The organism is Limnochorda pilosa (assembly GCF_001544015.1).
GTDB classification, from domain to species: domain Bacteria; phylum Bacillota; class Limnochordia; order Limnochordales; family Limnochordaceae; genus Limnochorda; species Limnochorda pilosa.
On the sequence record NZ_AP014924.1, the window covers coordinates 3,161,803 to 3,183,096 of the forward strand.

The window sequence follows — 21,294 nt, forward strand, 5'->3', positions numbered from 1 at the left end:
TACTCGGGGTTGGACGGCCATCGTCACCGAGCGGCCCCGCTTCCCAGATTCCCCGCGGGCGCCCGAGAACCTTGCGGTCGCGTGCGGTGCGCCCAGAATCAAAGAGCAAGGAGGTGGATCGTCGTGAGCGCGCCCTTCCACCTGGATGAGCGTACCCTCACCGTGGACGGTGAACCCCACACCTACTCGGTGCTCTCCCACCCGGGGTCCGTGGCCGTCTTCGCCGTGCAGGAGGGGCGGATCTGCCTGATCCGCCAGTTCCGCCCGGCCGCGGACGAGCCGCTGTGGGAGATCCCCGCCGGCACCCGGGAAGAGGGGGAACGGCCCGAGGATTGCGCCCGGCGGGAGCTGGAGGAGGAGGCCGGGGTGGTCGCCAAGGAGCTCGAGCGCCTGGGCGAGTTCTTCCTGGCTCCCGGCTACAGCACCGAACTGATGCACGTCTTCCTGGCCTTCAACCTCGCGGCCGGCCACGTGCACCGGGACCCGGGCGAGGTGATCGACCGGGTGGAGTGGGTCCCGCTGGACACCTTCCGCAGCATGATCCGGCGGGGCGAGGTGCGCGACGCCAAGACCCTGGCCGCCTTCGCGCTCTTCGAGCGCCGCCCCCAGAGCCCGCCGGCCTGACCACCGGCGCCGGCCCTTCTCTTGGGTCTGAGCGCCCGCGGCTCTGCCCCGGCGGTCCCCCTCCCGTGCGGCCTTCCCTGGCGAGCCGTGCTTGCCCCGGCCTCCCATGGCTGGTAAAATGGGCGCTGGGATCGGGTCGAGGGGAGCGACGCATCTTGCCCGCAGTCTATCCAGCACCGGACGGCCCTCCATCTCCGAGGCGCTCCCGATGCCCCTCGCTCGCGCTCACCCTTTCCATCAGGTTGGGGATCCTGGTTCTTTCCGCCCTTCTCCCCCTCCCGCCGGTCCACGCCAACCCCGTCACGGCCCGGGCCCTGGGCATGGGCAACGCCTTCACGGCCGTGGCCGAGGGCTTCCACGCCCTCTACTGGAACCCCGCCGGCCTGGCCGTCAACGGCTACGAGCTCTCCGCCGGCCTGGGCGGGCTGGCCCTGCCCCGCATCGGCGAGGTGATCGACACCTTCGAGGCAGGCAATCCCCAGGCCCTGACCGCGAGCCTGGAGACCTTCGCCGGCATCCGCCTGGGTCAGGCGGCCATCGGGGCCGCCCTCGAAGCGGAGACCGGTCAGGGTGACCCAGACCTGCAGGTGCTCGACTGGTATGGCATCGGGGTCGGTTTTCCCCTCACCCCGCCCGAGGGGTGGTCCTTCCTCTCGGTGGGCATGACCCTGCGCCACCTCGCCCAGCGAACGGCGCGATCCGTCGCTTCGAGCATCGAGCTCTCGCCCGCAAGACAGGCAGAGCGGTTGGACCTGGGGGTCCTGGCCGAGCCCCAGCAGGGCCTGCGCGTCGGCCTCACCCTGCGCGACGTCTGGACCAGCGACGTGGCGCCGGACGCCCTCGAGCCCTCCGAGAGCCGGGTGGGGATCGCCTACCAGCCCCAGGGCTGGAGCGCGGGGCTTCGTGCGGACCTCTCCACGGAAGGAACCCTCAGCTATGGAGTCGAATGGCCTGTAGACGCACGGGAACTCCTGAAGCTCCGGCTGGGCCAGCAGCTGGTCCCGGGCATGGAGGTCATGACCACGGCCGGGGCCGGGTTGCATTTGGGCCCCTTGCGCCTCGACGTGGCCGCGGGGCTCACCCGCCTGGATCCCGAGGCAACCCGGGTCCGCGCCGACCTCTCCGTCCAGTTCTAGCCTGCCCCCGGGCTCCAGGACCGTCGAGAGGAGCGAACCTTCGAGGTGGAACTGGCCCGCAGGATCGACCGGATCGAACCCTCCCCCACCCTGGCCATGAGCGCCCGGGCCCGCGCCCTCACGCAGCAGGGCGTGGACGTGGTCGACCTCGGCGTGGGCGAGCCCGACTTCGACACGCCCGAGCCGATCAAGGAGGCCGCCGTCCGCGCCCTCCGCGACGGCCGGACCAAGTACACGGCCTCGGCCGGGATCCCCGAGCTGCGAGAGGCCATTGCGCAGAAGCTCCGGCGGGAGAACGGCCTGCCCTACGCCCGGGAGGACGTGCTGGTGACGGTGGGGGCCAAGCACGCCGTCTACCTGGCCCTGCAGGCCCTCTGCAACCCGGGCGACCGGGTGCTCCTTCCCGCCCCCTACTGGGTGAGCTACGCGGAGCAGGTGCGCCTGGTGGACGCCGAGCCCGTCTTCCTGCCCACCCGGGAGGAGGACGGTTTCAAGCTCACCCCGGAGACCCTGGCGGCCCACGTCGCCGGCGCCAGGGCGCTGATCCTGAACTCGCCCAACAACCCGACGGGCGCGGTCTACACGCCCCAGGAGCTCGGAGCCCTGGGCGAGGTGCTGGATCGGGAGCCGGGCTGCTGGCTCCTCTCCGACGAGATCTACGAACCCTTCGTCTACGACGGCGCCCGCCACGCAAGCCTCCTCGCGCTCCGTCCCGAGCTGCGGGAGCGCGCGGTCCTCATCCACGGTTTCTCCAAGACGTACGCCATGACCGGCTGGCGGCTGGGCTACGCGGCGGGGCCCCGGCCCCTGGTGGCGGCCATGGTCAACCTCCAGAGCCACTCCACCTCCAACGCCACCTCCTTCGCCCAGGTTGCCGCCGTGGAGGCGCTCCAGGGCTCGCAGAGGCCGGTGGAGGAGATGGTGCGGGTCTTCCAACAGCGGCGGGACCTGCTCCTGTCGGGCCTGGCGCGGCTCCCCGGGCTCCGCTGCACCCGCCCCGCGGGAGCTTTCTACCTCTTTCCCAACGTGTCGGGGGTCTTCGGCCGGTCTTACCGGGGTGAGGTCGTGCACGGCAGCCAGGACCTGGCCGAGCGATTGCTGGACGGCGTGGCCACCGCCACCGTGCCTGGGACCGCCTTCGGCACCGAGGGCTACCTGCGGCTCTCGTACGCAGCCTCCACCGAGCGCCTGGAGGAGGGCCTTCATCGGCTGAACGCCTTCTGGGAGGAGACTGAACCATGAACGAGCGGCTGAACTGGACCTACTTCATCGTGGGCTTTGGCATCCTGGCCCTGGCCGGGCTGGTGCTGCACATCGTCATCTAGCGTCGCGGCGGGTGGAGCTGGGGGCCTTCCGGTGCGACGCGTCATCAGCCGGGTCGGACCGGCGGGAGCCGGACCGCCTTCAGACGGCGGCCGGCTCCGAGCTTTCCCCCGCAGCGTGCGACGCATCGCCCTCGCCGTGGGAGTCGGCCTCCCCCGCAGCACCGTTCTTCCTGGACGCGTTCCGGCCCGAGCGGGAGTCGGTGACGTAGAATCCGGACCCCTTGAAGACGAGTCCCACGTTCCGGCTGATCAGCCGCTGGACGGGCTGGCCGCACGTGGGGCACGCCGCCAGGGGTTCCTCGGTGATCCGCTGCACCGCTTCGAAGGTGCCGCAGTGGGGGCACCGGTACTCGTACGTCGGCATGTGCATCGCCTCGTTCTGGAATGTGGGCCAACGGTAACGATTATAGCCGGGCGACGGGCCTCTGAAAAGACCGCCGGGGAGGCTGGGCTCGGCTGGAGTCCAGCGCCCGCACCTCGCGAGGCGTGGCAAGAGGCCATGCGCGAGGTGTGGGGTCCCTAAGACAGAGGTCGCCGAGATCGCGAGAACGAGGGCTACAGGAGCTCCATCTCCCCCTCGTCCGCCAGGAGCGCGGCGACCTCGCGCAGGGTGGGCAGGGCGGGGATCGCCCCGTACCGGGTGGTGGTGAGGGCCCCCACCGCCTGAGCGAAGCGGGTGGCACCCGCCCAGCCGTCGCGGTCCAGGGTGCGGGCCCTGGCCAGCGGCGTGACCCGCTCCTTCCGCGCCGCCCGCCAGATCCAGTGGAGCAGGCCTGCCACGAAGCCGTCGCCCGCGCCCGTGGCGTCCCTGGCCTCCACCCTGAAGGGCCCGACGAAGCTCCAGCCGGCCCGCGTCTGTACCGCCGCCCCCTTGCGCCCGAAGGTGACCACGACGGCCACCAGCCCCGGCAGGGCTTCCAGGAGCTCGGCGGCCCCTGCCTCGCAGGCCGCCGGCTCAGGCTCCCGGTCGGGGGGCTCGAAACGGGCTCCCTCCCCCACCAGGAAGGCCAGCTCGGAGGCGCTCACCTTGAGGATGTGCGTCCATGGCAGGGCGGAGCGGATGCCCCGGTGGGCCTCCGACGGCCCCGGCCAGAGGGGCTCGCGCAGGTTGGGGTCGTAGGAGACCAGCGCGCCCCCCTCGTGGGCCCAGCCCAGGGCCGTGAGCGTGGCGCTCCGCGCCGGCTCCGCGATGAGGCTGATGGAGCCGTGATGGAAGATGGGCGCGGCGGCGAGGGTGGAGGGTTCCAGGTCTTCGGGGCGAAGGAGCGTGTCGGCGCCGGGCTCCCGGTAGAAGAGGAAGTCCCGCTCGCCATCGGCCTGCAGGGCAACGAAGGCCAGGGTGGTCCTTGCCTCGGCCGTGAAGCGCACCTGGTCCACCTGGACGCCGGCGGCCGCCAGGACCTGGACCGCCTTCCGGCCGAAGGCGTCGTCGCCCACCTTGCCGATGAAGCGGCACCGGTCGCCCAGGCGGGCGAGACCCGCGGCCACGTTGGCGGGCGCCCCTCCCGTCGCCGGGCGGAAGGCCGCCACCTCTGCCAGGGGCACACCCACCGGGTCGGGCACCATGTCGATCAGCAGCTCGCCCAGGCAGGCGGCTGGAATCCCTTCTCGGGCATCGGCGACGGACTCCGGCACGGGCGGAGCCTCCTTTGGCTGCCGGTGCAGGAGCGCCCGGCCAGGCTCGGGGGCATAGGGGTCGCAGGCGCGGCGCCTCAGCCCCGCAGCGCGGCCGGGGTGACCCACACCCTCAGTCTCTCGCCCCGACGCAACACTTCCACTGGAACCTGCCGGCGTCCTGCCCGCTGGACCGCGGCCTGGATCTCCTCGGGGGTCGAGACGGGCTCCGCGTTCACCGAGAGGATGACGTCCAGGGGTTCCAGGCCCGCGGCATGGGCGGGTGTGCCCGGGAAGACCTGCAGCACCAGGAAGCCGAGGCTTCCGTCCTCCAGCATCTGGGGAACGCCGCTGAGGCCCAGGTAGAGCCGGTCCGACCGGCCGGTCCGCTCGACCTGCCCGCCGTCCACCCGCTCCAGGAAGCGGGCGACCGTGGCCGCCGGGATCGCGAACCCGATCCCCTGAGCGCCCGAGATCATCGCGGTGTTGAGGCCCACCAACCGCCCGGCGGAATCCACCAGCGGCCCGCCGCTGTTGCCGGGGTTGATGGACGCGTCGGTCTGGATCAGGTCCGTCATCTCACCCAGGGGCGACTGGAGCGAGCGGCCCGTGGCCGAGATGACCCCCGCGGTCACCGTGGACTCGAGGCCCAGCGGGTTGCCGATGGCCACCACCAGCTGGCCCACCCGGGGTGGCCGGGTGCTCAGCTCCACCTGCCGGAGCCCGCCCAGGTGCGTTTCCAGGACCGCCAGATCCTGGCCGGGGTCCGAGGCGAGGACCCGCGCCGTGGCGCGGCGCCCGTCCTGCAGGCCGATCTCCACCGTCTCCGACTCGGCGACCACGTGGCTGTTGGTGACGATGCGGCCCCGCGCCGCCTCCACCACCACCCCCGATCCCAATCCCTGCCTGGGCGGCACCAGGCCGAAGAAGGCCGCCGGCGCCCTCTGGGTGCGCACCTGAACCACGGCCGGCCCGGCCACCTGGGTGGCGTGCATCACCGCTTCCGAGTACGCATCCATGATCTCCCGTTCCTGATCCATGCCCAACCCTCCTGACCTTCCTTGACCTTTGCGGTGCATTATATGCGTCCAAGCCGAAAGGGTCAAGCTTTTCGAGGGAGCCCCGGCGGGCTGGCGTCGAGCCCCCGATCCGATCAGGCCGGCGGCTCACGCCGGGCAACACGTTCGCCCTTGACACGAGGACCCGGGCTTTCTACACTGTGGGTGCGCCGTGCGATACCCGTGTAGGGTACTCACGGCCACTGGGACGGAGGCGAGGCGGATGGCCGAACGGACGGAGGAAGCCACCGCCCAGGTGCGCCTGGGCATCGTCGGGATGACCTGCGCGAGCTGCTCAGCCCGGGTGGAGCGGGCCCTCACCAAGCTCCCCGGTGTGGTCACGGCCAGCGTCAACCTGGCCACGGACCAGGCGACCGTCACCTTCGAGACGGGTGCGGTGGACCTGGAGGCCATGCAGCGGGCGGTGCAGGACGCGGGCTATCAGGCCCACCCCGTACACGAGGTGGGGCAGGCCGGCGCCGACACCGAGCGGGAGGCCCGAGAGCGCGAGATCCGGCGGCAGGAGCGTGCCTTCGGGCTGGGTGCGGTGCTGTCGGTGCCCCTCCTGGCCAGCATGGTGCTCCACGCGGCCGGCGTGGGCGGGACCCTGGCGCACCTGCTGGGAAACGGCTGGGTCCAGCTGGCTCTGGCCACCCCGGTCCAGTTCGTCTCCGGCTGGCAGTTCTACAAGGACTCCTACCACAACCTGAAGAGCCGGAACGCCAACATGTCGGTGCTGGTGGCCCTGGGCACCTCCGCCGCCTACTTCTACAGCCTGGCCGCCCTCCTGCGGCCGGACCTGGGGATCCCGGGCCTCTACTTCGAGACCAGCGCCGTGCTCATCACCCTGGTGCTGCTGGGCAAGCTCCTGGAGGCCCGGGCCAAGGGCCGGACCTCCGAGGCCATCCGGAAGCTCATGGGTCTCCAGCCCCGCACGGCCCGGGTGATCCGCGCCGGATCCGAGCAGGAGATCCCCATCGACCAGGTGCAGGTGGGCGACCGGGTGGTGGTGCGTCCGGGCGAGCGGATCCCCGTGGACGGCACCGTCGTCTCGGGCGCCTCGACGGTGGACGAATCGATGCTGACGGGCGAGAGCCTTCCCGTGGAGAAGCAGCCGGGCGACGCGGTGGTGGGCGGCACGGTGAACAAGCAGGGCACCTTCCAGTTCGAGGCGACCCGCGTGGGGGCCGAAACGGCGCTGGCCCAGATCATCCGGGTGGTGGAGGAGGCCCAGGCGTCCAAGGCGCCCATCCAGCGCCTGGCCGACGTGGTCTCGAACTACTTCGTGCCGGCCGTGGTCGGCATCAGCCTGGTCACCTTCGCGGTCTGGTACCTCACGGGGGGCGATTTCACCGCCTCCCTGCTGGCCATGACTGCGGTGCTGGTCATCGCCTGCCCCTGCGCCCTCGGGCTCGCCACGCCCACGGCCATCATGGTGGGCACGGGCCTCGGCGCGGAGCACGGCATCCTCTTCAAGGGCGGCGAGCACCTGGAGCGGGCCCACGAGCTCCAGGCGCTGGTCCTGGACAAGACGGGCACCATCACCCGGGGCGAGCCCCGGCTCACCCGGGTGGAGGCCCTGGAGGGGTGGACCGCTTCGGACCTCCTGCGCGTGGCGGCCTCCGCGGAACGGCGTTCGGAGCACCCGCTGGCGACCGCCGTCGTCGCCCACGCCCAGGAGGAGGGCCTGGCGCTGTCCGAGCCCGAAGGCTTCGAGGCGCTGCCGGGCCGGGGCGTCTCGGCCCAGGTGGAGGGTCGCCGGGTGCTGGTGGGCACCCGCCGGCTTCTGGAGGATGAGGGTGCGGCGACCGGTTCCCTGGAGGAGCTCCGTCTGGAACTGGAGGCAGCCGGGCAGACGGCCATGCTGATCGCGGTGGACGGGCACCCGGCGGGCCTGGTGGCCGTGGCCGACACGGTGAAGCCCGGCGCCGCCGATGCTGTCGCCGCCCTGCGGGAGATGGGCCTCGAGGTCTGGATGCTGACGGGCGACAACGCCCGCACGGCCAGGGCCATCGCCCAGCAGGTGGGCATCGATCCCGACCATGTCCTGGCCGAGGTGCTCCCCGAGCAGAAGGCCGACCAGGTGCAGGCCCTTCGGGACCGGGGCCTCAAGGTGGGGATGGTGGGCGACGGCATCAACGACGCCCCCGCCCTGGTGGCCGCGGACTTGGGGATCGCCATCGGCACCGGGACGGACGTGGCCATCGAGGCGGCGGACGTGACCCTCATGCGGGGCGAGCTGATGGGGATCGTCTCGGCCATCCGCCTGAGCCGCCAGACCATCCGGAAGATCCGGCAGAACCTGTTCTGGGCGCTGATCTACAACTCGCTGGGGATCCCCCTCGCCGCCCTGGGTCTCCTGAGCCCCATCATCGCCGGCGCGGCCATGGCCTTCAGCTCGGTCTCGGTCGTGACCAACTCGACGCTGCTCAAGCGGTACGACCCCACCCGCGCCCTCTCCCGGCCGGCCGCCCTCGGGCCCCGGCTGGGCGAGGAACCCGGCCGGTAGCGCCGGCTGCCGCGTTCGGCGCGAGTCGGTTCCGGACTCGTCTCAGGCCAGGTCCCACCCGCCCGCGGGGGCGATCACCTGGCCGGTGAGGTACGAGGCCTCCGGGGAGGCGAGAAAGGCGGCTGCGGCCGCCACCTCCTCGGGGGTCCCGGCGCGCCCCATGGGAATCGCCTCCTCCAGGGCGGCCACCTCCTGGGGCGTCAGGTGGGCGGTCTGGGCCGACCGCACGAAGCCGGGAGCCACCACGTTGACGGTGACGCCCGAGCGGGCCACCTCCTGGGCCAGGGCCCGGGCGAGCCCCACCAGCCCGGCCTTGGCCGCCGAGTAGGCCACCTCGCCCGCCGCTCCCCGCAGGCCCCACACCGAACCGATGAAGACGATGCGCCCCCACCCCGCCTGGAGCATGGGGGGCAGGGCCCTGCGGGCCAGGAGGTAGGCGGCCCGCAGGTGAACGGCCATCAGCCGGTCCCACGCCTCGGGCTCCGTGTCCAGGATGGGCGTGTAAAGGGCGTGGCCCGCCGCGTGCACCACCACGTCCACCCGGCCGAAGGACCCCAGCGCCTCCCCCACCAGGAGGCGCGCGGTCTCGGGCTGGGCCAGGTCCCCGCGCACCTGGCGGCTCCGAACGCCGGCGGCTTCCAGGTCCGCGGAGACGCGGTCCAGGGCCGCCCCGTTGCGATACCCCCCCAGCACCAGCCGGAGCCCGTCGCGGCCCAGGCGCCGGGCCACCGCGCCGCCGATCACCCCCGACGCGCCGGTGACTACGGCCACACGGGCGCCCGTCCCGCCTCCGCCCTCCCTCACCGGCGCCCGCCCCTCTCCGAGGCCCGGCCCGTCATGGCCGCCCGCCCTCCCCGCCCAGGCGCCCCCGGGCCAGCACCTGAAGCATGGCCTCGTGGAGATGGCCGTTGGAGGCCAGGATCCGGCCGCCGTCCACCCGGAAGGGATCCCCGTCCAGGGTGCTCAGGCGGCCGCCGGCCTCCTGCACCAGGAGCGCGCCGGCTGCGATGTCCCACGCGTGGATCTTCAGCTCCCAGTAGCCGTCCAAGCGCCCGGCCGCGACGTAGGCCAGGTCCAGGGCGGCCGAGCCCAACCGGCGGACCCCCTGGCAGCGACGGGCGAAGCGGGCGAAGTAGTCCAGGTTGTCCTCCCCCTCGTCGCGCCAGAGGTCGTAGGGGAAGCCCGTCACCAGCAGGGCCTCCTGGAGGGTGTCCACGGCCGAGACGTGCACGGGCCGGCCGTTCAGACGGGCCCCCCGCCCCCGGACGGCGTCGAAGAGCTCGCCGGCCGCGGGATCGTAGACGACCCCGACGGCCAACTCCCCATCGACCTCCAGCGCGATGGAGACGCTGAAGAGGGGCAGGCCGTGGGCGAAGTTGGTGGTCCCGTCCAGCGGGTCCACGATCCACCGGAGCCCGCCCGACCGCTCCTGGAGGCCGGCTTCTTCCGAGAGGATCGCATGGCCCGGGTAGCTCTCGCGGATCCGAGCCAGGATATGTTCCTCCGAGAGCCGGTCCGCCTCGGTGACCAGGTCCGTCGGCCCCTTGTGCTCCACGGTGTGGGCGCGCCCGAAACGCTCGAGCAGGAGCCCGCCCGCCTCGCGCGCCACGGTCACAGCCAGCCGGTGGGGCGCTTCCAGGTCCATCTTCGATGCCTCCCGCCGCCATAAGGGAACACCCGGGCCGCCTTGCCCCGGGCCCGATCCCATGCTATGCTTCTTTCCAGAGTCTTCCTCCGATTCACCCCCACGCGGGTGAGGACCGCTCGCCGTCCAGGGAACTCTTCGCTCGTACCTGCGGCCCGGTTGGCCGGCGCCGCGACGCCTGGGGGGGAAGCCCGTGATCCGTCGGCCGCTGGCTTGGGTCCTGAGCGGCGGCGGCGCCAAGGCAGCCTACGAGCTGGGTGCCATGGAGCTGCTGCTCGAGCGGCTGCCGCCTCCGGACCTGGTCTGCGGCTCCTCGGCCGGGGCCCTCCTCGCGGCCCTGCTGGCCGAGGGGGTCGAGGCCGGGAAGCCCCTGGAGCTTCTGCGCGAGGAGGCCGCCGCTTGGCTCCACGAGAGCCCGCCGCTGGGCCTGAACTGGCGCGGCGCCTGGCACGCCTTGCTTAGGCACGGCATCCACTGGCGCACGCTGGGGGAGATTCCCTCCATCTTCTCCGACGCCTTCCTTCGGGCCGCGGTGGATCGCTTCCTTCCCCGGGGCCGGCGCTTCGCGGACTACCGCCACACCCGCCTGCTGGTCACCGCCTCCAACCTGGAGACCGGCCGGGTCCAGGTCTTCGACGAGGGTTCGGACCTTCCCGTGCGGGAGACGTTGCTGGCCTCCCTTTCGTACCCGCTGGTCTTCCCCAGCCGCTACGCGCAGGGCTCTCACCTGGTGGACGGCGGACTGCTGGACAACACGCCGCTGGCCCACGTGCTCCGGCGCGGGGCCGCCACCGTGGTGGTGGTCTCGCTGCGGCCGCGCCGGGGTCCCCAGGTGCCGTCGGGGCCCGAAGCCTTCGACGGGGCCGGCGAGGTGGCCCAGCGGATCCTCGCCCTGCTCCTGGAGGAGGTCATGTACCGGGACCTGCGGCGGGCCGTGGAGGTCAACGAGCTCCTCGCCCTGCTGGAAGCGTACCCCACCCTGCCAACGCCCTTTCGGCGCCAGCTCCTGGAGCTCGTGCAGGGCGGCAGCGGTGAACGCCAGCGCCGGCACGTGCAGCTGGTGGAGATCTCGCCTGCCACGGCCGTTGATCCTCCAGGCACCTTCAGCTTCCGCGACCGGCGCGCCCTGCAGGCGGCCATGGAGAGGGGCCGGCGCGACGCCGAGGGGGTCCTGGCCCGCTGGCAGGAATCGCCTCCGGGTGCGAGTAAGATCGACTGACGTGGCGATCTTTTCGCAACGCCGCGGGCGCAGCCCCTGCGCGCCCGGAAAGGAGAGCGATCGAGGTGCAGCTTCCTCAAGGCGTCACGCTCACCTGGCTCGGTCACGGGACCTTCTTGCTCGAGACCCCGGGGGGCAAGCGCGTCCTCATCGACCCGTGGGTCCAGAGCAACCCGGCCTGCCCGGACCGCCTGAAGTCGCCGGGCCGGCTGGACCTGATCCTCATCACCCACGCCCACTACGACCACATCGCCGACGCCGTCTCCGTCGCCCGGGAGAGCGGGGCGCAGACGGTGGCCATCTTCGAGACGGCCCAGTGGCTCCAGTCCAAGGGGGTCACCCGGGTGCTGGACATGAACAAGGGTGGAACGGCGCCCGTCGAGGGCCTCAAGGTGACCATGGTGCACGCGGACCACAGCTGCGGCATCCAGGACGGGGACCGCATCCTCTACGGGGGCGAGGCGGTGGGGTACGTGGTGGAGCTGGAGAACGGCTTCCGCCTCTACCACGCGGGCGACACGGGGCCCTTCTACGACATGCGGCTCATCGGCGAGCTCTACCACCCCGACGTGGCCTGCCTGCCCATCGGGGACCACTACACCATGGGACCCCGGGAGGCGGCCTACGCCATCCGGCTCCTGGGGGTGAAGCGGGTGGTGCCCATGCACTGGGGCACCTTCCCCCTACTGACGGGCACGCCCGCCCGCCTGCGCGAGGAGGCGCGGGACGTGGATGGGCTGGAGGTGGCGGAGCTCTCGCCGGGCGACCGCCTGGCGGGCTAGCCCGCAGCGCCCCCCTGCAGGCGCTTCAGTTGATGGCGAAGGGTCCCCAGCGACCGTTGGAGCTCCCCTGGCCGAAGTGGAGGAGGAAGCGACGCTCGCGCCGGAGGATCTCCCTTTCCAGCTCGAGGCGGGCCTGGGTGGTGCTCGCCTCCAGGAGCTGCTGCTTCTCGAAAAGCGGCACGTGGAGCGTCTGGGCCACGACATAGGAGAGGTGGCGCGGCTCGTCGGAGGTGACCCGGCGCCGGGCCGTGGGCTGCACGTGGCGCAGGTAGGCGCGAAACGCGGCCTGCACCTGGACCTGGAGATCGCTGCAGCCGTCGGGATCGCCGTCGGGCTCCGGGAGGTAGCGGACCCAACCCCTGGGGTAGGGTTTCCCGGGCTCCAGCCCCGCGAGGGCGAAGCGCGTCTCCCCCCGCAGGCTCAGGCGCACGGCGCCGTCGTCCAGCGAGCGCCGCTCGATGCGGGCCACGGTGCCGGTTTGGTGGACATCGGGCACGGCACCCACCTCGCGCCCCCGCTCGATCAGGACCACGCCGAACCGGTCCGGGCCCTTCTCGGCCCGCAGGTCGTCCAGCATGGTGCGGTAGCGGGGCTCGAAGACCCGCAGGGTGAGGAGCCCCCCGGGAAAGAGCACCCGGTGCAGGGGAAAGAGCGGGAGCAGGGCGTCGGCGCCCTCCATGTCAGCACCTCCCCGGCGGCCGGGCGCGCCGGCCGCCGCCGTACCGATCAGCGCCGGAAGAGGTTCGCCAGCACGAACAGGATGTTGGCCGGCCTCTCCGCCAGGCGCCGCGAGAAGTAGGGGTACCACTCGGTGCCGTAGGGCACGTAGACCCGCATGCGGTAACCGTCGGCCGCCAGCTCCCGCTGCGCCCGGGGCCGGATTCCGTAGAGCATCTGGAACTCGAACCGGTCCCGGGGGACGCGCAGCTCGTCCGCAAAGCGCTTGGCGGCCGCAATCATCCGGTCGTCGTGGGTGGCGACGGCCAGATGGTTCCCCGACGCCATGTAGGCGCGCATGAGCTCCTCGAAGCTGGCGTCGACGTCTTTCTTGTCGGGGAAGGCGACCTCGGGGGGCTCCAGGTACGCCCCCTTGCAGAGCCGCACGCTGGCGCCCATGGCCGCCAGGTCCCGCATGTCGCCGGCGCTGCGACGCAGGTAGGCCTGGATGACGATACCCACGTTCTCGTGGCGCTCCCGGAGCGCGCGGAAGAGGTCCAGGGTCGCCTGGGTGTGGTGGGAGTCCTCCATGTCGATGCGGACGAAGTTGCCGTGCCGGCCCGCGGTCTCCACCACCCGGCCCACCAGCTCCAGGGCCAGCTTCGGGTCCAGGTCAAGCCCGAGCTGCGATGCCTTGAGGGAGACGTTGGTATCCAGCCCGCGGCGGGCGATCTCTTCCACCAGGCTGCAGTACGTCTCACAGGCGGCCTCGGCCTGGGGCGCGTCCTGAACGCTCTCGCCCAGGTAGTCGAGGGTCCCCCTGATGCCCACCCGGTTCAGGCCGGCGATGGCCGTCATGGCCTCGTCGAGCCTCTCACCGGCCACGAAGCGCCGCGCCCCCAGGCGCATGCCGTACCTCGTCACGGTGCGGCTGACCCATGGGTGGCCCGTAAGCCCCAACACCAGACCCCGTGTGCGGTTCATCGCCGTCACCACGTCCCCACCCCCCTGGATCGGTGCACACCCCGCGGGGGGTCCTCGCGCCAGGGTGCGGCCGGGCCGCACCCCTAGTGGATGAACTCCCTCAGGTCGTAGCGGGTGATCCGAGGCGCCGCCCCGGAGGCGAAGCAGAACCGCCTGCGGATCGCCCCGATCTCCACCTCTATTGCTTCGGCGGAGAGCGGGGTCACCCCTTCTGAGCGGGCCTTCCGCTCCCACGCCCCACCCTGCCCGGCCACCAGGGGGGAGAAGAAGACGGCGTCGCGGGGCCCCAGATCCATCTCGTTCACCCGCTCCGCGCTCTGGACCACGTGGTCTTCCTGCAGTTCCCTGCCGCCCGCGCCGGCCAGGAGGATCACGCCCACCCCGATGCCCGCCTCCCGGAAGGACCGGACCGCGTCCACCACGTCCCGGGCGGTGCCGGGCTTCTCCAGGAACCGGAGCACCCGGTCGCTCCCGCTTTCCATGCCGATGTAGACGCGCCGGAGTCCCCGGGAGGCGAGCCGCTTCAGGGTCGCCGGATCCTTCCGCCGGGTGTTGAAGGCGTCCATGAAGGTGTAGACGCCCTCCACCCGGAGCCGTCCCCGGGTGTCCCGCCGGGGCTGGCCGAAGGCCGCCGCGGGATCGATGGCGAACCGGCGCTCCAGCACCTCCCACAGGGCCTCCAGCCGGGCGGGTGAGAGGACCAGGGCGTTCGCGTCCCCCAGGAAGAGCTTCAGGTGCCGCTCCAGGTCGCGGCCGTAGAGGGCCTCCAGCCCATCGATCTGTCGCTCCACCTCCGCGGGCGCCAGGGGGCGGAAGGGGACGCCGTGGTAGAAGGTGCAGAACGAGCAGCGGTTGTAGGTGCACCCCAGGGTGGCCTGCACCACGATGGCGTTGTAGAGGTCCGGGGGAAGGATGGGGATCCGCCCGTAGACCTGGGCGTGGCGCCCCGCCTCGGCCTCGAGCCGGTCGGGGGTCCAGGCCGCAGCCCGCTCCAGCCACCGGCGGGCGGAGGGCGGGAGGCCGGCCGAGGACCCGGCTGCGGCAGCCGAGGCCAGCCATCCGTGGATCCACCCGTGGAGCTCTCGCCGCTCCTGGGCCCCCAGGAGCCGCGGGCGCCAGCGGGAGCCCAGCCGCTCCTTCACCAGCACCCGGCTGTCCAGGCCGCGCTTGGCGTAGGTGCCGGCCGTCTGATGGCGCAGCCACCGCCCTTCCGCGTCCAGGCTGAGCTGCGCGAAGGGGTCGCCCCCGGACGGGCGCAGGAGGAGGGTGTGGTCTTTTACCACGGCTTCCACGGACGCCGGCGCGGCGGGTTCGGTCAGCTTGAAAACCTCCACAGTGTGGGGTAATCTTGGACTTGCGCCTGGATGAAACCGCAGTCCACGTTCATTATAGGGCTCGCGGGCGGACCTGCAAGGGCGGCCGGAGCCCCCGTGGGCGGCCCGGGCCCGGCCCGATCCCGGAGGTTCAAGGAGGCCGGCGGGTGCACGAGTTCCTCGCCTTGCGAACCTTTTTCAAGCGGTACTGGCACCGGTACGCCCTCGGCATCCTCTGGCTGCTGGCGGTCGACCTGCTCCAGCTGGTCACGCCCAGGCTGCTGGGCCTCTTTGCGGACGCCTACGAGCAGGGCCACCTGACCCTGGACAAGGCGGCACGCTACGCGGGCCTGATCCTGGGCGTCGCCGTCCTGATCGCCATCGGCCGCTACTTCTGGCGGATGTACATCATGGGGACGGCCCGCCTCCTGGACTACACCTTGCGCCAGCAGCTCTTCGAGCACCTGCAGGGCCTCTCGCCCAGCTTCTTCGACCGGCACAAGACCGGGGACCTGATGGCCCACGCGACCAACGACGTGTCCGCGGTCCGCATGGCGATGGGGCCGGGCATCGTCATGGCGGCCGACTCCCTCTTCCTCACGGTGGCCACGGTGATCTCCATGGTCCTGGTGGCCGACTGGCGCCTGACGCTCCTGGCCCTTCTCCCCCTCCCCTTCCTGGCCTGGGCGGTGGCCCACTTCGGCGGCCAGATCCACCGCCGCTTCCGCCGGGTGCAGGAGGCTTTCTCGGCGCTGACCGACCACGTGCAGGAGAACCTGGCGGGCATTCGCGTCGTCCGCTCCTTCGCCCAGGAGGAGGCGGAGGAGGCCAAGTTCACCGAGGCCAACCGGGCCTACGTTCGCACCAACATGCACCTGGTGCGGGTCTGGGCACTCTTCCAGCCCCTGGTGCAGTTCGTCTCGGGGCTGGGCTTCGTGGTGGTGCTGGGGTACGGTGGGACCCTGGTTCTGCGCGGCCACATCTCCCTCGGCGACTTCGTCGCCTTCAACAGCTACCTGGGCATGCTCACGTGGCCCGTGATGGCCCTGGGCTTCGTCATCAACCACCTCCAGAGGGGTGCGGCCTCCATGGGGCGGCTGAACGTGATCTTCGCCCAGCGCTCCGAGGTCCAGGAGGCGAAACGCCCTCTGGACGTGGCACGGCTCCGGGGCTCGATCGAGGTCCGCCACCTCACCTTCACCTACCCGGGCAGCCCCTCGCCCGCGCTGCGGGACGTGAGCTTCCGGCTGGAGCCGGGGCAGACCCTGGCCCTGGTGGGCCGGACCGGTTCGGGCAAGAGCACCCTGGCCCAGATCCTGTTGCGGCTCTACGACCCGCCCCGGGGCACCGTCTTCCTGGACGGGCACGACATCCTGGACCTGCCGCTCGCCAGGGTGCGCGAGGCGATCGGCTACGTCTCCCAGGAGAGCTTCCTCTTCTCCACCAGCGTGGCCGCCAACATCGGCTTCGCCCTCGAAGAGCCCCCGCCAGGGCGGATCGAGGAGGCATCCCGCATCGCCTGCATCGACGAAGAGGTCGCCGCGCTGCCCCATGGGTACGCCACCGAGGTGGGCGAGCGGGGCGTCACCCTCTCCGGCGGCCAGCGGCAGCGGGTGGCCATCGCCCGGGCGGTGGCCAAGGATCCCACCATCCTCATCCTGGATGACGCGCTCTCGGCGGTGGACACCCAGACCGAGGACCGGATCTTGTCCGGGCTGCGCGACGTCATCCGGAGCCGCACCACGATCCTCATCGCCCACCGTATCTCCACGGTCCAGCAGGCGGACCAGATCCTGATCCTGGACGAAGGCCGGGTGGCGGAGCGGGGGACCCACCTCCAGCTCGTGGCCCGCGGGGGGCTCTACGCCTGGATCCATCAGCGCCAGCTCCTGGAGCAGAGCCTGGCGGAGGAGGCCTGAGGGTGGCCGACTTCCACGACGAAGAGGTCCTGGGCAAGGCGTACGACGGCCGGCTCATGCGACGGTTGCTGCGCTACGCGCGGCCGTACGCGGGCTGGATCGTCCTCAGCATCGGGCTGCTCCTGCTGATCACCGCCGCGGACCTGGCCCGGCCGTACCTGGTCAAGCTCGCCATCGACGACCACCTCTCCACGGTCACCACGGGGCTCCAGGCCGGCCAGAGCCTGGCGCGCCCGGAGGGCGCCGAGCTGGAGGGCCACCTGCGGGCCGTGGTCGTGCTGGCTCTGATCCTGCTGGTGCTGCAGGCCCTGGCCTTCGGGCTCCTTTACGTGCAGTTCTACCTCCTGCAGTGGACCGGGCAGCGGATCATCTTCGACCTGCGGCAGCAGATCTTCCGCCACCTTCAGGGGCGTCCTCTGGCCTTCTTCGACCGGACGCCCATCGGGCGGCTGGTCACCCGGGTGACCAACGACACCGAGCAGCTGAACGAGATGTACACCAACGTGGTGGTCAACCTCTTCCAGGACGTCTTCATCCTGGCCGGCATCGTGCTGGTGATGGTCCACCTCCATCCCCGCCTCGCCCTGGTGAGCATGGCGGTCCTGCCCCTGATCGCAGCGGCCTCGGTGATCTTCCGGGTCAAGGCCCGTTCGGCCTACCGGGACGTGCGCACCCGCCTGGCCCGCATCAACGCCTTCTTCGCGGAGAACCTGGCGGGTATGAAGACGGTCCAGGCCTTCCACCAGGAAGCCCGCCAGGCCCGGGCCTTCGAGGCGGTCAACCGGGGGTACTACGATGCGAGCATGCGGGAGCTCACCTACTTCGCGGTCTTCCGTCCGCTGATGGACCTGGCCTCCTCGCTGGGGCTCGCGATCCTCCTCTGGTACGGCGGCGTGCGGGTCCTGGCGGGCGACCTCTCCTTCGGGGTCCTCTACGCCTTCGTCAACTACCTGCAGCAGTTCTTCCGGCCTATCAACGACCTGACCGAGAAGTACAACATCATGCAGGCGGCCATGGCCTCCTCGGAGCGAATCTTCCAGCTCCTGGACCACCGCGAGGAGATCCCCGAGCCCAGCCGCCCGCGCCACGTCCGGCCCATCCGGGGCGCCATCGACTTCGAGCACGTCTTCTTCGCGTACCGGGACGAGGAATGGGTCCTCCAGGACGTCAGCTTCCACGCGGAGCCGGGCCAGACCATCGCCCTGGTGGGCCACACGGGCGCGGGCAAGAGCTCGATCATCAACCTTCTGTGCCGCTTCTACGACGTCCAGCGGGGGCGGATCCTCGTGGACGGCGTGGACGTCCGGGAGATCCCCCAGGCGGAGCTCCGCTCCCAGATCGGCGTGGTGCTCCAGGACGTCTTCCTCTTCTCCGGCAGCGTCGCGGACAACATCCGGCTGAGCCACCCGCTCTCGGACGAGGAGGTCCGCCGGGCGGCGGCCGCCGTCCACGCCGACCGCTGGATCGAGGCGCTTCCCCGGGGCTATCAGGAGCCGGTGAGCGAGAGGGGCTCCACCTTCTCGGCCGGCCAGCGGCAGCTGCTGGCCTTCGCCCGCGCCCTGGCGGCGGATCCCCGCATCCTGGTTCTGGACGAGGCCACGGCCAGCATCGACACCGAGACCGAGCAGGTGGTGCAGCAGGCCCTCCGTACCCTCATGGCCGGCCGGACGACCCTGGTGGTAGCCCACCGCCTCTCCACCATCCAGCGGGCGGACCAGATCCTGGTGCTCCACCGGGGCCGCATCCGGGAGGCCGGGACCCACCAGGAGCTGCTGGCCCGCGGCGGTCTCTACTGGCGGCTCTACCAGCTCCAGTACCGCGAGCAGCTGGGCGCGGGCGGCCTTACGGGCGAGCCAGGCGCCGGGGACGGCGCCCAGCGTGCGGATACGGCGGGGCGGTGAGGCTACGCTCCGCGTTGGGAACCTGCACCTACCACGTGCCGCCGTCGGTCCGTGTACCCTGGTAACAGAGTGGAGGCACACCGCGCCGCGAAGGGGGGAGAAGGAATGAACCAGATCGAGACCTGGCGCTGCTGGTCCGAGCCCGGATACTTCCGCAGGGTCTGGAGCGACCTGGCTCTCCAGAAGCACCGGGAGAAGGGAACGCGCTCGGCCTCGTACCAGGTGAAGCGGGCCGAGCCCGTCGAAGCGGGTAAGGACTGACGGCTCCCAGAGCGTTCCGGGCGACACCAGGCCGCCGCGCGGTTCTTCGTCGCAGGTCTCGGCGATATCCTTCCCCAGAGGCTCTGCCGTGGCGGGAAGGAGCGTTCGGAGCTGCGTTCGTCCTTGCTCAGGGGGGCCATCTGGCTGGGGGCCGCCGGCCTCTTCGCACGGGGGCTGGGCGCCGTCTACCGGGTGGTGCTCGTCCGGCTGGTGGGGGCGGAGGCCATAGGCCTCTTCCAGATGGCCTTCCCTGTCTTCCGCCTGGCCCTCCACCTGGCCACTCTGGGGTTGCCTGCCCCGGTTGCGCAGATGACCTCCGACGCCTTGGGCCGCTCCCGCGCCTTGCAGTCCCGCCAGGTGGAGCGGGCCGGGCTGGCGCTGGCCGCCCTGGCCACCCTGGCCGTCGCCCTGGGCCTCTCTCTCCTCACCCCGTGGATCAGCCAGCGTTTGCTCACCGACGGCCGCAGCGTCCTGGCGGTGCGAGCCCTCCCCCTCTGGCTGGCTCCCGCCGCGCTGGCCATGCTCCTCCGGGCCGCGGCCCAGGGGCGGCAGCTCATGGCGGACCTGGCGCTGGCCCAGTCGGTGGAGCAGGTAGCCCGGGTGGGGGCGGTGCTGGGGCTGGCCCTGCTGGCCCTCCCGCGGGGGCAGGCGGCAGTGGCGGCGGCCATCGTGCTGGGCTCGGCCCTGGGCGAGGCGGCGAGCCTCTTCTTCCTGGCCGCGCGCTTGGGGGTCTTGCCCGGACGGCGAACCCTGAGCCGGATTGGGCTGCACCCCTCCCGGACACCGGGCCGCGTCTGGGTGATGCTCCTCGACCAGGTTCCGGTGGGCCGGGCACTCCTCCACCTCGCGGCGCCGCTTCTCCTGCTCCAGCTGGTGAACAACCTCACGGCGACCGTGAACGCGGTGCTGATCCCCCGCCGCCTGGCAGTGGCGGGTCTGGCGCCGGCCCAGGCGACCACGCTCTATGGGGAGCTGATGGGCATGGCCCTGCCGCTCCTCTACCTCCCCATGGTGGTCGTCTGGCCCATCACCCAGGTGCTCATGCCCGATCTGGCCGCCCAAGCCGCCCGGGGCCGGTGGGGTACCATCCGCCACCGCCTGGGGCGGGCTCTGGCGCTCGCGGCCGCGGTAGGCCTGGGGAGCATGGCCCTCTTCCTCTGGCAGCCGGCGCGGATCTCGGAGCTTCTTTACGGGGCGCCGCACGTCGCAGACCAGGTGCGGATCCTGGCTCTCTCGGCGCCCTTCGCCTACGTGAACCACACCCTCACGGCGGCGCTCCTGGGGCTGGGCGACACCCGCACCCCCCTGGCCACCTTCCTGGCGGCCAGCGCCCTCCGGCTTGCGCTGATTCACGCCCTGGTGGCCAGGCCCAGCCTGGCCATCCTGGGCGCCGCCTGGGCCCTGGTGGCGGACGAGGTCCTCTCCGCGCTGTTGAACGGGCGCGGGCTCCTGCGCCGCCTCTCCGTACCTTGAGCTAGGTCCGGGCGGAGGCCACCCACTCCCGGGCGAAGCGCATCTCCTGGCCGTACTCGGCCTCATCGGCCACGGGCGTCTCCAGGATGAAGGGGATCTCCTGGAAGAGCGGCTCCGCGAGGAACCGGGTGAGGTTCTCTTTGCCGATCGCGCCCTGGCCGAGCTTGGCGTGGCGGTCGCGGTGGCTTCCTGCCTCGAAGCGGCTGTCGTTCAGGTGGAAGAGCCCCACCGAGTCCAGGAAGCCGTCGCGCTGGATCTCCTCCAGGAATCGGTCCCAGTGCCGGAAGTCGAGGACGCCGGCGGCGAACGCGTGGCAGGTGTCGACGCAGTAGCCCGCCCGCTCGGGCTCCGCCAGGCGCGAGCGGATCTCGGCCAGCTCCTGGAACCGGGTGCCCAGCTCGGTTCCCTGGCCCGCGGTGTTCTCGAGCAAGAGCTTCGCCGGACCCCCGTAGTGCTCGTGGATGCGGTCCAGGAGCTCCACCATGCGCCGGATGCCCGCCTCTTCGCCCTGGCCCATGTGCCGCCCGCAGTGCACGACGACGTAGGGGCTCCCGTAGGCCTCGGCGATCTCCAGGTCGTTGGCGATGGACGCGACGGTGATGCCCGCCAGCTCCTCGTCGGGGGTGGAGAGGTTGGTGACGTAGGGCGAGTGGGCCACGGAGAGGAAACCCTCCTCCCGAGCGGCACGCGAGGCGCGCTCGCATGCCTCCCGGTCCACCGCCTTCAGGCGAAAGCTGCGCGGGTTCTTGGGGAAGTACTGGAGGTTCTCCGCCCCCAGCTCGTGCGCCCGCTCCACCGCCTTGTCGAACCCCCTGCCCACGCTCAGGTGACAGCCCAGGTGCAATCAGCCACGTCCTTCCTGTCGACGCGTCCC

Annotated in this window: 19 protein-coding genes; 10 read left to right on the top strand and 9 right to left on the bottom strand. The window is 71.8% G+C overall.

Annotation, left to right across the window (positions count from 1 at the left end; all coding sequences use genetic code 11):
- Positions 1 to 123 precede the first annotated feature (123 nt).
- From LIP_RS14045 to LIP_RS14055, 3 genes are all read left to right on the top strand, one after another.
- Positions 124 to 624, top strand: coding sequence for an NUDIX hydrolase (locus tag LIP_RS14045; protein ID WP_068139734.1), 501 nt, complete (start codon positions 124 to 126; stop codon positions 622 to 624).
- A 155-nt stretch (positions 625 to 779) separates the two neighbouring features.
- Positions 780 to 1,760 (top strand): PorV/PorQ family protein, encoded by a 981-nt coding sequence (locus LIP_RS14050; protein WP_158509694.1) that lies wholly within the window; start codon positions 780 to 782, stop codon positions 1,758 to 1,760.
- 45 nt (positions 1,761 to 1,805) lie between these two features.
- Positions 1,806 to 3,002 (top strand): pyridoxal phosphate-dependent aminotransferase, encoded by a 1,197-nt coding sequence (locus LIP_RS14055; RefSeq protein WP_068139741.1) that lies wholly within the window; start codon positions 1,806 to 1,808, stop codon positions 3,000 to 3,002.
- A 162-nt stretch (positions 3,003 to 3,164) separates the two neighbouring features.
- On the opposite strand, the gene LIP_RS14060 is transcribed toward LIP_RS14055, so the two are convergent.
- From LIP_RS14060 to LIP_RS14070, 3 genes are all read right to left on the bottom strand, one after another.
- Positions 3,165 to 3,449 carry an FmdB family zinc ribbon protein gene (locus LIP_RS14060; protein WP_068139744.1) on the bottom strand — a complete coding sequence of 95 codons (285 nt, stop codon included), beginning with the start codon at positions 3,447 to 3,449 and terminating at the stop codon, positions 3,165 to 3,167.
- Between the two features lie 191 nt (positions 3,450 to 3,640).
- Positions 3,641 to 4,720 (bottom strand): PfkB family carbohydrate kinase, encoded by a 1,080-nt coding sequence (locus LIP_RS14065; protein WP_068139747.1) that lies wholly within the window; start codon positions 4,718 to 4,720, stop codon positions 3,641 to 3,643.
- A gap of 77 nt (positions 4,721 to 4,797) precedes the next feature.
- Positions 4,798 to 5,739, bottom strand: a complete 942-nt coding sequence (locus LIP_RS14070) for a S1C family serine protease (protein ID WP_068139749.1) — start codon at positions 5,737 to 5,739, stop codon at positions 4,798 to 4,800.
- A gap of 241 nt (positions 5,740 to 5,980) precedes the next feature.
- Here LIP_RS14070 and LIP_RS14075 point away from each other — a divergent pair, with 241 nt between their 5' ends.
- Positions 5,981 to 8,266, top strand: coding sequence for a heavy metal translocating P-type ATPase (locus tag LIP_RS14075; protein WP_068139753.1), 2,286 nt, complete (start codon positions 5,981 to 5,983; stop codon positions 8,264 to 8,266).
- Between the two features lie 42 nt (positions 8,267 to 8,308).
- Here the strand turns inward: LIP_RS14075 and ymfI are convergent, their stop codons facing one another.
- Together ymfI and LIP_RS14085 are read right to left on the bottom strand one after the other, a co-directional pair.
- The gene (gene ymfI / locus LIP_RS14080) at positions 8,309 to 9,070 is read right to left on the bottom strand and encodes an elongation factor P 5-aminopentanone reductase (RefSeq protein WP_158509695.1); all 762 of its coding nucleotides are present in this window, start codon (positions 9,068 to 9,070) and stop codon (positions 8,309 to 8,311) included.
- A 31-nt stretch (positions 9,071 to 9,101) separates the two neighbouring features.
- On the bottom strand, positions 9,102 to 9,911 hold the full coding sequence (locus LIP_RS14085; protein WP_144440515.1) for an inositol monophosphatase family protein: 810 nt from the start codon (positions 9,909 to 9,911) through the stop codon (positions 9,102 to 9,104).
- A gap of 193 nt (positions 9,912 to 10,104) precedes the next feature.
- Here LIP_RS14085 and LIP_RS14090 point away from each other — a divergent pair, with 193 nt between their 5' ends.
- Positions 10,105 to 11,130 carry a patatin-like phospholipase family protein gene (locus tag LIP_RS14090; protein WP_068139759.1) on the top strand — a complete coding sequence of 342 codons (1,026 nt, stop codon included), beginning with the start codon at positions 10,105 to 10,107 and terminating at the stop codon, positions 11,128 to 11,130.
- Between the two features lie 65 nt (positions 11,131 to 11,195).
- Positions 11,196 to 11,912, top strand: a complete 717-nt coding sequence (locus LIP_RS14095) for a metal-dependent hydrolase (RefSeq protein ID WP_068139762.1) — start codon at positions 11,196 to 11,198, stop codon at positions 11,910 to 11,912.
- 25 nt (positions 11,913 to 11,937) lie between these two features.
- Here LIP_RS14095 and LIP_RS14100 read toward each other — a convergent pair whose 3' ends face one another.
- The 3 genes from LIP_RS14100 to LIP_RS14110 all read right to left on the bottom strand — a co-directional run bounded on the left by LIP_RS14100 (position 11,938) and on the right by LIP_RS14110 (position 14,887).
- The gene (locus LIP_RS14100; RefSeq protein ID WP_068139764.1) at positions 11,938 to 12,591 is read right to left on the bottom strand and encodes an LON peptidase substrate-binding domain-containing protein; all 654 of its coding nucleotides are present in this window, start codon (positions 12,589 to 12,591) and stop codon (positions 11,938 to 11,940) included.
- 47 nt (positions 12,592 to 12,638) lie between these two features.
- A complete protein-coding gene (locus tag LIP_RS14105; protein ID WP_198409561.1) occupies positions 12,639 to 13,565 on the bottom strand; it encodes a proline dehydrogenase family protein in 927 nt (308 codons plus the stop codon).
- Positions 13,566 to 13,636: 71 nt separating this feature from the next.
- Positions 13,637 to 14,887, bottom strand: a complete 1,251-nt coding sequence (locus LIP_RS14110) for a radical SAM protein (RefSeq protein ID WP_068139767.1) — start codon at positions 14,885 to 14,887, stop codon at positions 13,637 to 13,639.
- Between the two features lie 146 nt (positions 14,888 to 15,033).
- On the opposite strand from LIP_RS14110, the gene LIP_RS14115 reads away from it, so the two are divergent.
- From LIP_RS14115 to LIP_RS14125, 4 genes are all read left to right on the top strand, one after another.
- On the top strand, positions 15,034 to 16,785 hold the full coding sequence (locus tag LIP_RS14115) for an ABC transporter ATP-binding protein (protein ID WP_068139770.1): 1,752 nt from the start codon (positions 15,034 to 15,036) through the stop codon (positions 16,783 to 16,785).
- Positions 16,786 to 16,841: 56 nt separating this feature from the next.
- The gene (locus tag LIP_RS14120; protein ID WP_082726661.1) at positions 16,842 to 18,686 is read left to right on the top strand and encodes an ABC transporter ATP-binding protein; all 1,845 of its coding nucleotides are present in this window, start codon (positions 16,842 to 16,844) and stop codon (positions 18,684 to 18,686) included.
- Positions 18,687 to 18,791: 105 nt separating this feature from the next.
- Entirely contained in the window at positions 18,792 to 18,947 is a 156-nt protein-coding gene (locus LIP_RS19035; protein ID WP_158509696.1) for a hypothetical protein, read from the top strand.
- A 123-nt stretch (positions 18,948 to 19,070) separates the two neighbouring features.
- Positions 19,071 to 20,420, top strand: coding sequence for an oligosaccharide flippase family protein (locus tag LIP_RS14125; RefSeq protein WP_068139773.1), 1,350 nt, complete (start codon positions 19,071 to 19,073; stop codon positions 20,418 to 20,420).
- Between the two features lies 1 nt (position 20,421).
- Here LIP_RS14125 and LIP_RS14130 read toward each other — a convergent pair whose 3' ends face one another.
- Positions 20,422 to 21,264 (bottom strand): deoxyribonuclease IV, encoded by an 843-nt coding sequence (locus LIP_RS14130; protein ID WP_068139777.1) that lies wholly within the window; start codon positions 21,262 to 21,264, stop codon positions 20,422 to 20,424.
- Between the last annotated feature and the right edge of the window lie 30 nt (positions 21,265 to 21,294).

Excerpts from the sequence above, each read along its gene's own strand:
- LIP_RS14070 (WP_068139749.1), bottom strand. The coding sequence starts at position 5,739 with ATGGATCAGGAACGGGAGATCATGGATGCGTACTCGGAAGCGGTGATG.
- LIP_RS14085 (WP_144440515.1), bottom strand. The coding sequence starts at position 9,911 with ATGGACCTGGAAGCGCCCCACCGGCTGGCTGTGACCGTGGCGCGCGAG.
- LIP_RS19035 (WP_158509696.1), top strand. The coding sequence starts at position 18,792 with ATGAACCAGATCGAGACCTGGCGCTGCTGGTCCGAGCCCGGATACTTC.
- LIP_RS14060 (WP_068139744.1), bottom strand. The coding sequence starts at position 3,449 with ATGCCGACGTACGAGTACCGGTGCCCCCACTGCGGCACCTTCGAAGCG.
- LIP_RS14120 (WP_082726661.1), top strand. The coding sequence starts at position 16,842 with ATGCGACGGTTGCTGCGCTACGCGCGGCCGTACGCGGGCTGGATCGTC.
- LIP_RS14100 (WP_068139764.1), bottom strand. The coding sequence starts at position 12,591 with ATGGAGGGCGCCGACGCCCTGCTCCCGCTCTTTCCCCTGCACCGGGTG.
- LIP_RS14075 (WP_068139753.1), top strand. The coding sequence starts at position 5,981 with ATGGCCGAACGGACGGAGGAAGCCACCGCCCAGGTGCGCCTGGGCATC.